The organism is Streptomyces sp. NBC_01171 (assembly GCF_045039805.1).
In the GTDB taxonomy this organism is placed as follows: domain Bacteria; phylum Actinomycetota; class Actinomycetes; order Streptomycetales; family Streptomycetaceae; genus Streptomyces.
In genome coordinates this window covers 3,591,742-3,604,824 of the sequence record NZ_CP108609.1, presented here as the reverse complement: position 1 = coordinate 3,604,824, position 13,083 = coordinate 3,591,742, and the positions used below count along the sequence as shown (strand labels likewise).

General features: G+C 72.2%; 19 protein-coding genes and 1 pseudogene. 4 read left to right on the top strand and 16 right to left on the bottom strand.

Annotated features, from left to right (window positions below; all coding sequences use genetic code 11):
• Positions 1-23 precede the first annotated feature (23 nt).
• From OG448_RS16705 to OG448_RS16695, 3 genes are all read right to left on the bottom strand, one after another.
• The gene (locus OG448_RS16705) at positions 24-932 is read right to left on the bottom strand and encodes a winged helix-turn-helix domain-containing protein (RefSeq protein WP_405554712.1); all 909 of its coding nucleotides are present in this window, start codon (positions 930-932) and stop codon (positions 24-26) included.
• 302 nt (positions 933-1,234) lie between these two features.
• Positions 1,235-2,473, bottom strand: coding sequence for a GNAT family N-acetyltransferase (locus tag OG448_RS16700; RefSeq protein ID WP_405554710.1), 1,239 nt, complete (start codon positions 2,471-2,473; stop codon positions 1,235-1,237).
• A gap of 61 nt (positions 2,474-2,534) precedes the next feature.
• Positions 2,535-3,122: an aerial mycelium formation protein gene (locus OG448_RS16695; protein ID WP_405554709.1), complete on the bottom strand. Its 588-nt coding sequence runs from the start codon at positions 3,120-3,122 to the stop codon at positions 2,535-2,537.
• A gap of 162 nt (positions 3,123-3,284) precedes the next feature.
• Between OG448_RS16695 and dtd the strand changes: the two genes are divergently transcribed.
• A complete protein-coding gene (gene dtd, locus OG448_RS16690) occupies positions 3,285-3,710 on the top strand; it encodes a D-aminoacyl-tRNA deacylase (protein WP_403387501.1) in 426 nt (141 codons plus the stop codon).
• On the opposite strand, the gene OG448_RS16685 is transcribed toward dtd, so the two are convergent.
• Positions 3,707-4,174 (bottom strand): Lrp/AsnC family transcriptional regulator, encoded by a 468-nt coding sequence (locus OG448_RS16685; protein WP_405554707.1) that lies wholly within the window; start codon positions 4,172-4,174, stop codon positions 3,707-3,709. The genes dtd and OG448_RS16685 overlap by 4 nt on opposite strands.
• Before the next feature lie 93 nt (positions 4,175-4,267).
• Here OG448_RS16685 and OG448_RS16680 point away from each other — a divergent pair, with 93 nt between their 5' ends.
• Entirely contained in the window at positions 4,268-4,741 is a 474-nt protein-coding gene (locus OG448_RS16680) for a rhodanese-like domain-containing protein (protein ID WP_405554705.1), read from the top strand.
• Here OG448_RS16680 and OG448_RS16675 read toward each other — a convergent pair.
• The 4 genes from OG448_RS16675 to OG448_RS16660 all read right to left on the bottom strand — a co-directional run bounded on the left by OG448_RS16675 (position 4,703) and on the right by OG448_RS16660 (position 7,170).
• Positions 4,703-5,026 carry a hypothetical protein gene (locus tag OG448_RS16675; RefSeq protein ID WP_405554703.1) on the bottom strand — a complete coding sequence of 108 codons (324 nt, stop codon included), beginning with the start codon at positions 5,024-5,026 and terminating at the stop codon, positions 4,703-4,705. The two genes, OG448_RS16680 and OG448_RS16675, sit on opposite strands and share 39 nt — an antisense overlap.
• A gap of 86 nt (positions 5,027-5,112) precedes the next feature.
• Positions 5,113-6,078, bottom strand: coding sequence for a YgfZ/GcvT domain-containing protein (locus OG448_RS16670; RefSeq protein WP_405554701.1), 966 nt, complete (start codon positions 6,076-6,078; stop codon positions 5,113-5,115).
• A gap of 10 nt (positions 6,079-6,088) precedes the next feature.
• Positions 6,089-6,526 (bottom strand): Fur family transcriptional regulator, encoded by a 438-nt coding sequence (locus OG448_RS16665; RefSeq protein ID WP_030804316.1) that lies wholly within the window; start codon positions 6,524-6,526, stop codon positions 6,089-6,091.
• Positions 6,527-6,594: 68 nt separating this feature from the next.
• Positions 6,595-7,170: an FABP family protein gene (locus tag OG448_RS16660; protein WP_135787903.1), complete on the bottom strand. Its 576-nt coding sequence runs from the start codon at positions 7,168-7,170 to the stop codon at positions 6,595-6,597.
• A gap of 266 nt (positions 7,171-7,436) precedes the next feature.
• Between OG448_RS16660 and OG448_RS16655 the strand changes: the two genes are divergently transcribed.
• Both OG448_RS16655 and OG448_RS16650 read left to right on the top strand, forming a co-directional pair.
• Positions 7,437-7,799: a DsrE family protein gene (locus OG448_RS16655; protein ID WP_405554699.1), complete on the top strand. Its 363-nt coding sequence runs from the start codon at positions 7,437-7,439 to the stop codon at positions 7,797-7,799.
• 54 nt (positions 7,800-7,853) lie between these two features.
• Positions 7,854-7,970, top strand: a pseudogene (locus OG448_RS16650) (VOC family protein); the annotation flags it as partial.
• Here OG448_RS16650 and OG448_RS16645 read toward each other — a convergent pair.
• From OG448_RS16645 to OG448_RS16610, 8 genes are all read right to left on the bottom strand, one after another.
• On the bottom strand, positions 7,967-8,230 hold the full coding sequence (locus tag OG448_RS16645) for a DUF3099 domain-containing protein (RefSeq protein WP_086694124.1): 264 nt from the start codon (positions 8,228-8,230) through the stop codon (positions 7,967-7,969). The pseudogene OG448_RS16650 and the gene OG448_RS16645 overlap by 4 nt on opposite strands.
• A 98-nt stretch (positions 8,231-8,328) precedes the next feature.
• Positions 8,329-8,616 (bottom strand): DUF1416 domain-containing protein, encoded by a 288-nt coding sequence (locus OG448_RS16640; protein ID WP_031183962.1) that lies wholly within the window; start codon positions 8,614-8,616, stop codon positions 8,329-8,331.
• Positions 8,617-8,661: 45 nt separating this feature from the next.
• Positions 8,662-9,507: a sulfurtransferase gene (locus tag OG448_RS16635; protein ID WP_135787908.1), complete on the bottom strand. Its 846-nt coding sequence runs from the start codon at positions 9,505-9,507 to the stop codon at positions 8,662-8,664.
• A 130-nt stretch (positions 9,508-9,637) separates the two neighbouring features.
• Positions 9,638-9,718, bottom strand: coding sequence for an Ms5788A family Cys-rich leader peptide (locus OG448_RS16630; RefSeq protein WP_350751515.1), 81 nt, complete (start codon positions 9,716-9,718; stop codon positions 9,638-9,640).
• Positions 9,719-9,948: 230 nt separating this feature from the next.
• The gene (locus OG448_RS16625) at positions 9,949-10,686 is read right to left on the bottom strand and encodes a DUF2993 domain-containing protein (RefSeq protein ID WP_405554696.1); all 738 of its coding nucleotides are present in this window, start codon (positions 10,684-10,686) and stop codon (positions 9,949-9,951) included.
• A gap of 184 nt (positions 10,687-10,870) precedes the next feature.
• Positions 10,871-11,926, bottom strand: a complete 1,056-nt coding sequence (locus tag OG448_RS16620) for a hypothetical protein (RefSeq protein ID WP_405554694.1) — start codon at positions 11,924-11,926, stop codon at positions 10,871-10,873.
• A 4-nt stretch (positions 11,927-11,930) separates the two neighbouring features.
• Positions 11,931-12,185, bottom strand: a complete 255-nt coding sequence (locus tag OG448_RS16615; protein WP_391299468.1) for a MoaD/ThiS family protein — start codon at positions 12,183-12,185, stop codon at positions 11,931-11,933.
• Positions 12,186-12,238: 53 nt separating this feature from the next.
• Positions 12,239-13,081: an alpha/beta hydrolase gene (locus OG448_RS16610; protein ID WP_405554692.1), complete on the bottom strand. Its 843-nt coding sequence runs from the start codon at positions 13,079-13,081 to the stop codon at positions 12,239-12,241.
• Positions 13,082-13,083: the final 2 nt, after the last annotated feature.

Here is a 13,083-nt window from a genome sequence, read left to right as displayed (position 1 = left end):
GCGGCCGAACAAGGGCCGCGGCGCTAGCCCAGCACCAGCTCCGAGCTGATCGTCTCCCACAGCGCGTCGAACCAGAGGCGGGACTGCGTCACGAACTCGGCGTCCCGCGCACCGGCCCCCCGCGCGAAGGCGAACAGCATCGAACGGGTGCCCTCGGCGTCGTACAGCGTCAGGTGCTCCGGGCCGATGTCCCGCTCGCGCCGGGCGAGCGTGTAGTACGCGAACAGCGCCTCGGAGCCGTTGAGCAGGTACAGCTTGACCGGCGGGGTGAAGGGGAGCGCGCGGAAGCGGACCCGGACGTCGATGCCGTGCGTGGTGCGCAGCGCGAGCAGGTTGTGCCGGAGCACCTGGCCCTGGGCGTTGCGCTGGGCCAGCCAGCGCCGGTGCAGCAGACCGGTGTCGGCGGCGTCCACCGGCGCGGGGAAGGCGAGGGCGATGTCGCGGCTCGGCAGCAGCAGCCGTACGTCGATCTTGGCCGGTTTCAGCCCTCCCGCGTGGATCTGGCGCAGCGGTTCCCCGATGGCGAGGGTGAGCGAGACGGAGGTCAGACAGAGGGCGTCGACGCGGACGTGCGGGACCGCGAAGGCGGCCGCGACGCGCGGCGCGAGGCCCGCCATCGTGGGCTGCGGCGGCGCGGCCGGCCCCACCGCGCCGGGCGGGACGGCCACCGTGGCCGGGCTGCCCTGCGACGTTCCGGCGAGCAGCCGCTCCACGCGCAGGATGCGCAGCGCCTCGCGGACCGTGCCGCGCTCGACGCCGAACTCCTCGGCCAGCTCCGCCTGGGTGGGCAGCCGTTCGCCGGGGCGCAGCACACCGGAGTCGATGCGGGTGCGCAGGGTGTCGGCCACCACGCGAGAGGTGACGCGTGAGGGCTGTGACCGTGGTGACCTGTTCCGCCCAGTGGCGGAGACGTGTTCCGGGTCCACGGACAAAGGCTACAACTTCCCGCCATCTTGCGGCAGTTCGCGGGATGATGGTTATGAGCCGCTTCCGCGCGGCTATAACTACAGTGAAGTTGGCAGCCAACTTGACCGACATGGTCGAGCTTTCCGGCGGTTGGCCGACCGGGCCCCCCTCCGGAGGGGAGCCGGGAGCCCGGCAGGGGGCGGCCACGGGAGCGCACAGCCACAACTGAACACCCGCACAGCCACAACCGAACAGCGTCAGCGCACAGCCACAACCGAACAGCACACTACGGATGAACGGCCGCCGGCACGGCAGCAGGCGACCGGGGTCAGAAGGAGTCCGGGCACCACGGCCGCCCGGACGTGCGGAACAGGGCGTCGGCCGCTCGGGCGGCGCCCTCCCGCTCCTCCTGGACACGCCCCAGCGCCGCCAGCCGTGCCAGCGAGCCGTCTCCGAGCCACACCGTGGCCAGCTCGGCCACCGGCAGCGTCAGCTCGGCGGACGCGCCGCCCGCCGGAGTGCAGGACGCGCCCTCGGGGGACGCCTCCAGCCGGTACCGCCCGCCCGCCGTGCCGTCCTCGTCCAGCACCTGGAGCACCAGCGACCCGGACCGCTCGTAGCTCCGCGCCTCCAGCGCCCGCGTGACGTCCAGCAGCCGCACCCACAGCCAGTCCGTGTACGTCTCGACGCGGGCCGCGCGGGCGTCGGGCAGCAGGAAGGGCAGCAGGGAGTCGGGGGCCCGCCAGCCGGTCTTGACGTGGGCGATCCAGTCGATCGAGCACAGGTAGCGCCACAGCGCGGCCTCGGCCGCCGGGGTCGCGGCGGTCAGCCAGTCCACCTTGGCCGTGTTGGAGGGCTGCTGCCCCTCCCACTTGATCTCGCAGCGGTACGACACCATGCCCTCGACCTCGCCGGAGGCGGACCGGTACACCGCGTAGAACGGCTCGGTCCAGTCCCGGCCGAAGCGGGCCACCCCGGTACGGGCGTCCCACCACAGCTCGTCCCGGCCGATCGCGCCCGGCGTCACCGCGCGCACCCGTTCGGAGAGCTTCGGGCCCAGCGCGCGCACCTCGGCACCGTCCACCAGGTCGATCCGGGCGCCGTCCCCCGGCCCGGCCCAGCGCGGGTCGAGCCCCGAACGTCCCACGTCCACGGTCCAGTTGGTCGCCCAGGTCGCGGGGCCGAAGCCGTGCCGGCCGTAGATCGGGTACTCGGCGGCGATCAGTGTGGCGATCACGTCCCCGCGCTCCCGCGCGGCCGCCAGGTCCTCGCGCATCATCCGCGTGAGCAGGCCGCGGCGGCGGTGGGTCGGGGAGACGGTGACGTTGGAGATCGCGTTCGCCGGGACGTACGCGCCGCCGACCGCGGTGACCTCCTGCGCGAAGGAGCGGAAGGTGCCCACGCAGCGGCCGTCGTCGAAGGCGCCGAGCAGGCGTCCCGGCTGGTACTGCCGGAGCCTGGCGGCCCGTTGCTCCGGAGTGATCACCGGGTCCTGGAGGAAACCGGTGTCCAGCGCGCGGTGCCAGTTGTCGAACTCGTGCTCGGCCACGGGGCGTACGTCGATCATGGGGCCACGGTAGGCGCGGGACCCGGCGTGTGTCGCGCGCATTTCCCCCGCCCCGGTCCACTCAGGCCAGCAGGTCGTCCACCTGGGCCTCGCCCGCCCGGTACCGGCGCGCGATCTCGCCCCCGCAGTCGTCGGCGGTGCGCTGGAGTCCCTGGCGGCGGTGCGAGATCTCCTGCTCGTACCGGGTCAGCCGGCCCATGGCGTCCGCCAGCTCGGCGTCCGTGCGGGCGGTGAGGTCGGACAGCTCGACCTCGGCGAGCATCTCCGCCGCGAGTCGGCCGTACTCCTCGCTGTGCGGGGTGCCGAGCGTGACATGGCGGGCGGAGGAGCGGTGGCGGGCCGGGGCGTCGGCGAGGATCTCCGACAGCCGCTCCACCACGGACCCGTCCACCGGCGCCGGTACGCGCTCCCCGCCCCGCCGGGCCAGCTCGGCGCGCAGGATGTCGATCCGGCCCTGGAGCAGCCGCCGGACATAGCTCAGGTCGGCCTCGTCGCGCTGGGCGTCCCGGCGCAGGGCGCGCAGCTCGGGCAGGCTCAGCGGGGCGACTACGGACGGGCCGGGTTCCTCGGACGGCGGGCTCGGCGGGCTCTCGGCGCGTTGTGCGGGCGGCCGGTGTGTGACCGGACCGCTGGTGCTCGGTGTGCTCATGTGCGGTGGACCGTCCCCTCGACCGGCGTGTGGGAAGCATCGTGCCACCCCCGGTGGCCGCTATGTGACCGACTGCCCCCGAACGGCCCTGGATGGGGGGTATTGATTGGTTGTGGACCCCCCGGACAGAGTCTCCCCCGGCCGCACGGCATGATGGGGCGCATGCGTGCGGTGGTGCAACGGGTGGACGGCGCGAGCGTCGTCGTGGACGGCGAGACGGTGGGCGCGATCGAGGGCGAGGGCCTGTGCGTCCTGGTCGGCGTGACCCACGAGGACACCAAGGAGAAGGCGGCCCAACTGGCCCGCAAACTCTGGTCGGTGCGGATGCTGTCCGACGAAAAGTCGTGCAGTGACATCGACGCCCCGCTGCTGGTGATCAGCCAGTTCACCCTCTACGGCGACGCCCGCAAGGGCCGCCGCCCCACCTGGAACGCGGCCGCCCCCGGCCCGGTCGCCGAACCCCTGGTCGACGAGGTCGTCGCCCAGCTCCGCGCCCTCGGCGCGACGGTCGCCACGGGCCGCTTCGGTGCCCAGATGCGGGTGTCCCTGGTGAACGACGGCCCGTTCACGATCCTGGTCGAGGTCTAGGCGGGGCGCTGTGCCGCGACCGCCGTCACGGAACGGCCCGGCAGCGGGCTGGAGTAGACGACGCTGGTGGTGACCGAGCCCAGGCCCGCAATACGTCCCGTCACCCGCTCCAGGTCACGCATCGAGCGGGCGACGACCTTCAGGACGAAGCAGTCCTCGCCCGTCACATGGTGGGCCTCCACCACCTCGGGCGTGCTGTCCAGCAGATCGTGGAACGGCTTGTAGTTGCCGGTGGGATAGCGCAGCCGCACGAAGGCGAGGATGTCCAGGCCGAGCGCCTCCGGGCTGACGACGGCCGAGTAGCCGGCGACGACCCCGCTCTCCTCCAGCCGCCGCACCCGCTCCGTCACCGCGCTCGGCGACATGGCGACGGCGCGGGCCAACTCGGCATAGCTGGCACGCCCGTTGCGCTGGAGGGCGCTCAGGATGCGTATGTCGGTGGGGTCGAGGGAATCGGCGGCCATGGCCGAGAGATACCACGGATCGCCCGGCGCGTGGCGGCGAACGCCGTGGATCGCCGGTTCTGCGCGGGGAGCTCCGGCCCTAGCGTCTACGGCATGACAGTCACCGAGATCAGCGCGGCCCTGCGAATGCCCCCGGCCGCCCCCGCCGAGGCCGCCGCGTTCTTCGCCGCCCGCCTCGCCTTCCAGGCCGACGTGTCCGACGTGCACGCCTCGCTGGAGTCCGGCGCGCCCGGGTTCGTCCTGGTCGACTCCCGAGGGCCGGAAGCGTGGGCACAGGGGCACATCCCCGGAGCGGTGCACCTGCCGACCGCCGAGATCCCGGGGCGGGCGGCGGACCTCCTGGACTCCACGGTCCCGGTCATCACGTACTGCTGGGGCCCCGGCTGCGACGGCGCGACCCGCGCGGCCCTGGCCCTCGCCCAACTCGGCTTCCACGTCAAGGAGATGATCGGCGGCATGGAGTACTGGACCCGCGAGGGCTTCCCCGTGAAGACCCCGTCCGGCACCACCCGCCAGGCCCCCGACCCGCTAGTGGCCCCGCCAGGCGCGCCCGACTGCGCTTGTTAGCACCCAGGCGTACGCCCCGAGCCCGAGCGCGGTACGGGCCAGAGCGTCGAGCCACATCCCGGTGTCCCCCCAGGAGATCAGCAGGGTGAGCGGGGCGGCCACGGCGAGGGCCGCCCCGTACCGCCCCCACGTCCCGCGCCCGAGCCATGCGCCCAGCAGCCCTGCCGGGATCTGGACGGCGATGTGGAGGAACAGGACGAGCGGGGGGATGACGAGGAGCGCGCTGACCGGGGAGTCCGCCGCCGGGTCGTCGGCGGCGCCGCGTAGGCCATCTCGACCAGCCATGCGGGCCACACCACGAAGGAGCACAGCAGGACGGCGCCGCTCAGGTGCATGGCGCCGACGTGCCGCAGCACCGGTCTGCCGCTCACCTACGGCTCGACCACCGTCTCCTGGGCCGCCGCCGTGTCTCCGGCCAGGAGCCGTGCGTCCGTGGGGACGTTGCGCTTGATGACGGCCAGGGCCACGGGGCCGAGTTCGTGGTGGCGTACGGACGTCGTCACGACGCCGATCTTGCGGCCGTCCGGGCCGTCGTCCGCGAGGCGGAGCTCGGTGCCGGGCGGGGGGAGGTGGACGTCGCTGCCGTCGAGGTGGAGGAAGACCAGGCGGCGCGGCGGCTTGCCGAGGTTCTGCACGCGGGCGACCGTCTCCTGGCCCCGGTAGCAGCCCTTCTGGAGGTGGACGGCGGTGCCGATCCAGCCCAGCTCGTGCGGGATGGTGCGGTGGTCCGTCTCGAAGCCGAGGCGGGGCCGGTGCTGCTCGACCCGCAGCGCCTCGTGGGCGAGGAGACCGGCGGCCGGGCCGGAGCGGGCGGCGAACGCCTCCAGCTCCTCGCGCGGCAGGAAGAGATCACGGCCGTACGGCGTCTCGCGGACGACCGCGCCCTCGGGGACCTCGGCGATGGAGCCGGCGGGCAGGTGGACCACCGCGATGTCGGCGGTGCGGTCGGCGACCTCGACGCGATAGAAGAACTTCATCGACTCCAGGTAGGCGATCAGCGCCTCCTGGGTGCCGGGCTCGACGTGCGCCCACACGGTCGTACCGTCGTCCACCAGGTACAGGGCGTGCTCGATGTGCCCGTTGGCGGAGAGGACCAGCGCCTCGGTGGCCTCGCCCGCGGGCAGATCGCTGACGTGTTGGGTGAGCAGCAGATGCAGCCAGCTCAGCCGGTCCGCGCCGGTGACGGCGACCACGCCCCGGTGGGAGAGGTCGACGAAACCGGTGCCGTCGGCGAGGGCGCGCTGCTCGCGGAACAGGTCGCCGTAGTGGGCGGCGACGCCTTCGTCCACGCCCTCGGCGGGAACGGCGCCGGGCAGGGACAGCAGGGGGCTCTTCATACGGGCCAGCCTACGTCGGGGTGGTTGAACTCTTCAGCGTGCAGTCCGCGCACCGGCCGAAGATCGCGAAGTGCTTCATGTCGGTGTCGAACCCGAACTGCTCGCGCAGCCGCGCGGTGAAGTCCGCGGCGACCTCCACGTCCGCCTCGATCACGTTCTCGCAGTCCCGGCAGACCAGGTGGAGATGGTGGTGGCGGTCGGCGAGGTGATAGGTGGGCGCACCGTGGCCGAGGTGGGCGTGACTGACCAGGCCCAGCTCCTCCAGCAGCTCCAGCGTGCGGTACACGGTGGAGATGTTGACCCCGGAGGCGGTCCTGCGGACCTCGACGAGGATGTCGTCCGGCGTCGCGTGCTCCAGGGAGTCCACGGCTTCGAGCACGAGCTGCCGCTGCGGCGTCAGCCGGTAACCGCGCTGCCTGAGATCACTCTTCCAGTCGGTGCTCACCACACTGGAAGTGTAGGGCCGCCGGGCCGGACGCCCCGCTCGGACGGGCGCCGGCCCGGTTTCGTACGGGCCTACTTGAAGAACGCGATGCCGTCGTCGGGCATGTCCTCGGGGAGGTCCTTCGCCCAGCGCTCGACGTCCTCCGGGGTGACGGCCTTCTTGAGCTGGGCCGACATGTAGGGGCGCAGCTCGACCTCGGGGGTCTGCTTCTCGCCGACCCACATGAGGTCGCCCTTGACGTAGCCGTACAGGCGCTTGCCGCCGGTGTACGCGGGGGACTCCGGGGTGCGGGCGACCGCGTCGGTGACCAGGTCGATCTGGGGCTTCTTGTCCGCCAGCTCGCCGTACCAGATCTCCACCACGCCGTCGTCGCGGGTCATCGTGACCGTGATCTTGCGCTCGGCGTCGATCCGCCAGAAGCCGGCCTCGGACTCCAGCGGGCGGACCTTGTTGCCCTCGTTGTCGAGGACCCAGGTACGGGACCGGTACTCCAGGAAGTCCCGGCCGTCGTGGGTGAAGCTCACCTCCTGGCCGAAGTTGCACTTCTCGGAGCCGGGGAAGTCGTGGACACCCGCGCCCGCCCAGTTGCCCAGCAGAAAGGCGAGGGGGACGAGGTCCTTGTGCAGGTCAGACGGGATCTCGATCATGAGCGGCCGTTCCTGTCGGTTCTGGGGCGTTGCTTCAGCGCTGGCCCTGGTACAGCTTCTTCACGGTCAGCCCGGCGAAGGCGAGCACGCCGACGCAGACCAGGACCAGCAGCAGTTCGAAGAAGATCTCCACGGGTGTGCTCCTTGAGCGGAAGTGGACGTACGACAGAGCCGCGCCCAGCTTACGCGGCCGGGGTCGGAGTCTCCTGGCGAGGTCCGGATGCGGGCGCCGGGAGCCCCGCGGAGGCCCGCACTACGATCGCGGCATGGCGAACAAGCTCGTGATCAAGGTGACCTCCGGGGCCGACGCTCCGGAGCGGTGTTCTCAGGCGTTCACCGTGGCGGCGGTGGCCGTGGCGAGTGGGGTGGACGTTTCGGTGTGGCTGACCGGGGAGTCGGCGTGGTTCGCGCTGCCGGGGCGGGCGGCGGAGTTCGAGCTGCCGCACGCGGCGCCGCTGCAGGACCTGCTGGAGTCGGTGCTGACGGCGGGACGGGTCACGCTGTGCACGCAGTGCGCGGTGCGGCGGGACATCGGCGAGGGGGACGTCATCGAGGGCGTGCGCATCGCGGGGGCGCAGGTCTTCGTGCAGGAGGTCATGGCGGACGGCACACAGGCCCTCGTCTACTGATCATCCGCCTGCCGGAATCGGCCCGTGCTGAGGCTCGGGACGATCGTGATGGGGGCCGCCGACGTGCGGCGGGCCGCGGAGTTCTGGGGGCGCCCCGACGACCCCGACTTCGTGGTGCTCGCCGACCCGGAGGGCAACCGTTTCTGCGTGATCGACACAAGCCACCCTTAGGGGCGCGGGCGCTTCTTGCCGTCGAGTTCGTCCCACCAGTCGTCGGACTCGGGGTCCCCGGAGGGGGCGTCCCACCACCGGTCCTCGGGACCGCGCCGGTTGGCGACCATCGCGGCCACCGGCGGGATCACCATGGCGAACAGGCACATCCCGACCGCCGCCGGGACGGACCAGATCCGGACCACCGCCCAGGCGAGGACGAAGAGGACGACGCAGACCCCCATCATCACGAAGTACCAGCGACGCCGCCGTGCGTACATGAGTCCAGAGTAGGGCCGGACAGCCGGAAGAGCCGCGCCCCAGGTGTCCAACCCGGTGGGCGCGGCCCCTGCCCCGGCCGCAGATGTCCGCGTACGTCTCAGACGGCGATGGCGACCTCGGCCAGACCGCCCGGCTGGGCGACGACCGTGCGGTCCGCGGTGCCGCCGGGCACCAGGGCCCGTACGGTCCACGTGCCCTCGGCCGCGTAGAAGCGGAACTGCCCCGTGGCGGAGGTGGGGACCTCCGCGGTGAACTCGCCCGTCGAGTCCAGCAGGCGGACATAGCCCGTCACCGGCTCGCCGTCCCGCGTCACCTGCCCCTGGATCGTGGTCTCACCGGGCTTGATCGTCGAGGCGTCCGGGCCGCCGGCCTTCGCTCCACACATGTCTTTCTCCGTAAGGGGTCTGACCAGAAGGTCGGTCGGGGTTGCTTACTTGGCTGCGCCCAGCTCGATCGGCACGCCGACCAGCGAGCCGTACTCGGTCCAGGAACCGTCGTAGTTCTTGACGTTCTCCACGCCCAGCAGCTCGTGCAGCACGAACCAGGTGAGCGCCGAGCGCTCACCGATGCGGCAGTAGGCGATGGTGTCCTTGGCGAGGTCGACGTCCTCCGCCGCGTACAGCTCCTTCAGCTCCTCGTCGGACTTGAAGGTGCCGTCGTCGTTGGCGTTCTTCGACCACGGGATGTTGCGGGCGCTGGGCACGTGGCCGGGGCGCTGCGACTGCTCCTGCGGGAGGTGGGCCGGGGCGAGCAGCTTGCCGGAGAACTCGTCGGGCGAGCGCACGTCGACCAGGTTCTGGCTGCCGATCGCGGCCACCACGTCGTCGCGGAAGGCGCGGATCGCGGTGTTCTGCGGCTTGGCCTTGTACTCGGTCTTCGGCCGCTCGGGCACCTCGTCGCCGGGGACCAGCTCGCGGGCGTCCAGCTCCCACTTCTTGCGGCCGCCGTCGAGGAGCTTGACGTTGTCGTGGCCGTAGAGCTTGAAGTACCAGTACGCGTAGGACGCGAACCAGTTGTTGTTGCCGCCGTAGAGGACGACCAGGGTGTCGTTGCCGATGCCCTTCTCCGACAAAAGCTTCTCGAAGCCCTCCTGGTCGATGAAGTCGCGGCGGACCGGGTCCTGGAGGTCCTTGGTCCAGTCGACGCGGATCGCGTTGCGGATGTGGTTCTTCTCGTAGGCGGACGTGTCCTCGTCCACCTCCACGAGGGCGATGGTCGGGTCGTCGAGGTGCTCCTGCACCCAGTCGGCGTCGACCAGGACGTCGCTGCGGCTCATGCTTTTTCTCCTCCGGGGCAGTCACGGTGGCGTGCGGTGAGAGGGGTGCGCGCGCATACGGGTGTGCGGCGGCGCACGAATGCCCTTCCAGCAGGGCGGCATGGAGATGCGGGAGTGCGGTGACTCCCGCTCAGAAGGGGCGACAGAGCATGGCGGCAACGCGGCACAGGTCCACTGCCCGCCGCTTCGTGAGATCCGCCTGTCGCTTCATGCCGTCGATCGTAAGGAGATCCGGGCGCACGTGTCACCGGCGTGTCGGATAATGAGACGCCATCGTCCGCATACTGGTCGCCGTCTGGGCATCCGGACACACGGAAAGCGCCCCGGCCCCCGGATTTGGGGCCGCAGGGCGCTTAAGGAGGTCTTCACGCCCGCCGCACATCTGCTTTACGGACAAGGCGTCTCGTCAGTCGGACAGACGTACGACGCTCCGGCAGGGTCCTACCCGGCCAGCTTCAGGTCCGAACCCGTCACGCCGATCTGCACCCCGTCCGCCGTGGCCCGCACGCTGCTCACCGCGATGCCACCCGGCAACTGGTCCAGGGCCTGCTGGAAGTCGGTGATCTGGCGGAAGGTGCCGTCGGCCAGGTTGGCGCCCGCGATGACCGGCAGCGCGTCCGCGTGCACCGAGACCTTGCCGCCCTTGACGTCGACCGAGCTGAGCACCGGGACGGTCCGCTGGATGCCGAGCGCCGGGATGCCGAGCTTCACCGAGACCTTGATCTTGCCGTCGCCGCCGTTGCCGAGGCCGGTGATCTGGGCGGTGATGCCGGGCGCCAGCTCGGTCGGCTCGGTCTTGGCGGCCTGCATGAGCTGGTCGTAGGCGATGGTCGCGGAACCGGTACCGCTCTTGGCGGTGGCCGATGAGTAGTCGCCGGAGAAGGTGACGTCCTTCAGGTCGGCCTTGAGGTCGTCGATGCGGATCGTGCGGCCCTCGGTGCCGGTGGGCGCCGGGTAGGACTTGATGCCCAGCTCCACGTCGTCCAGCGAGCCGGCCGCCACCTGGGTGAGGAACGGGAAGCCCTTGATGTCCACGTCCGGCGTCGAGGCGAGGTTCTCCCGCGCCCGTACCCGGTCCGCGACCTCACCCTCGGCGAAGTGCACCGCCACCCGGTCCGCGATCACGAAGAGCCCGCCGAGGATCACGACGAGAATCAGGAGTATTCGCAGGGCCCGCATGTTCTCCCCAAGGGTCGGCGGCTCGGTTCCGGCGCCGCCACCGTAGCCCCGCCGGTGCCGCCAGGGCGGGAATTGTGGATCACCTGTGACGGGCCCGCGCCGTACTGCGGCTTTTCCCGCGTTTACCCCCAGCGCTTTCAGGAAACCCCGGCCGGGAATCGCCTCCCGGCCGGGGTGAGTCCGGTCAGGCGAAGACGCGGCCCAGGAGCCAGACCGCCGGGGCGGCCGCGGCGAGGGGGAGGGCGACGCCCGCCGTGAAGTGGACGAAGCGGGAGGGGTAGTCGTAAGCAGCGACGCGGTGGCCGATGAGCGCGCAGACCGCCGCGCCCGCGCCGAGGGCCGCGCCCTGGGAGCCGAGGTCGGTCAGGCCGCCGACCGCGAAGCCGGCGCCCGCCGCCGCGAGCAGGGAGAAGACGACCGAGACCGGGGTGGGCATGGGCAGCGCGCGGGCCAGGACGGCGACCGCGACCGCCGCCGCGCCGACCGACACCGCGGCCGGGGAGGCGCCCAGGTAGCCGGTGGCGAGGATGGCGAGCGCCGAGGAGGCGACCGTGGCCATCAGGCCGTACATCCGCTCGTCCGGCGAGGCGTGCGAGCGGAGCTGGAGGACCAGGGCCAGCAGGACCCAGATGCCGAGCGGGCCGAGGATCGCCACCGGCGCCTGCTCGCGGCCCGACGCCAGCACGGCCGCGTCGGCGACCAGGCCGCCGAGGAAGGCCAGCGCGATGCCCTGCCGAGCGGGCCACATGCCGTTCAGCCGGAACCAGCCGGCCGCCGTCACGGCCTGGAGCAGCACCAGCGGCACGACCAGGGCGTACGAGCCGAGGGGCGCCGCGACCGCGAGCAGGGCGCCGAGCAGCGCGGTGAGCGCGGCGGGCTGGATGCCGGGCTCGATGACCGGGGAACGGCCCTCCAGGCGGGCCCGCTGGGCGTCGGTGATCCGGGCGTTCCCGGCGAGGGTGGCGGGACCGAAGGCGGGCTCGGGCTCCTGCACCGGCTGGGGCGCGGGGGCCTGCTGGTACGTCTGCCCGGCCACCGGCACCCGCGCGTGGTTCTGGGTGTCCCAGGTCTGCCCCTGCCACTGCTGGGCCGCGCCCTGCTGGCCCCCGTAGGGGTCGGCGTAGGGGTTCGGGAACTGCGGCTGCCCCGGGGGCGGGGCCCAGTTGCCCGGGGTCTGCGGCTGCCCGTAGGGGTCGTACCCCGAGTACGGGCCGCCCTCGTACGACTGCTGGTCGCTCAACGCCTCATCCTCCTGCGAACGGCGGGAGCACCTCGACCGTGCCGCCCTCGGCCAGCCGTACCGTCTCATGCGCGCGGGTCCCGACGGGAGCGCCGTCGACGAGGAACGCGCACCTCTGCAGCACGCGGGTGAGTTCGCCGGGGTGCCGTTCGCGGACCGAGGCCAGCGCCTCGGCGAGCGTGCCGGCGTCGTACGGTTCGTCGGCGGTCCCGGCCGCGGCCTTGGCGGCGGCCCAGTAGCGCACCGTGACCTTGGGCATCTCGTTCCTCATCGGACAGCGGGAAACAACAAATAAAGACGGTGCCGCCAAGGCTAGTCCGTCCCCTGCCCGGTGCGCGCCCGCGCCCAGCGGCCGATCCGGGCCAGCAGCTCGTCACCGGCCGCGTTCTCGGCGTGGCCCATGCCCGGCTCCAGCCAGAGTTCGCCCGCCTCCCCGGCCGCGTCGGCGAGCATCCGGGGGTGGTCGAGCGGGAAGTAGCCGTCACTGTCACCGTGCACCACCAGCAGCGGGACCGGTGCCAGCCGCGCGGCCGCCTCCACCGGGGACAGCGGCACCGGGTCCCAGTCGCGGTGGTGGATACGGGTGCGGAAGCCGTAGCGGCCGACCAGCCGGCCCGAGGGGCGGGTGACCAGCCAGTGCAGCCGGCGCATCGGCGCGGTGCCCCGGTAGTACCAGCGGGCGGGTGAGCTGACCGAGACCACCGCGTCGACCGTGCCGGGGTTCAGCGCCGCGTGCCGCAGCACCACCGAGCCGCCCATGGAGAAGCCGACGCTCACCACGCGCGCGTGCCCGAAGCCGCGCGCCCAGTCCACCGCCGCCGTCAGGTCCAGGACCTCCCGGTCGCCCACCGTGGAGCGCCCGCCGGAGGCGCCGTGGCCCCGGAAGGAGAAGGTCACCACCGCCCCGTACGCGGCCAGCGCGCGGGCCACCCGGCGCACGTGCGGCCGGTCCACGTCCCCGGTGAAGCCGTGCGCGACCACGAAGACCACGTCGGCCGGGCCCGTTTCGTATACGGCGGGTCCGGGATCGTATACGGAATCCACCGGAATTCCGTCGGCCGTACGCAGAAAAGTCCGGACACCGGGGGCTTGACCCGTCTCGGAATTCGGACGAATGGTGGAACGTGGCGCATGACCCGCCGGACGGTTGTTCATGT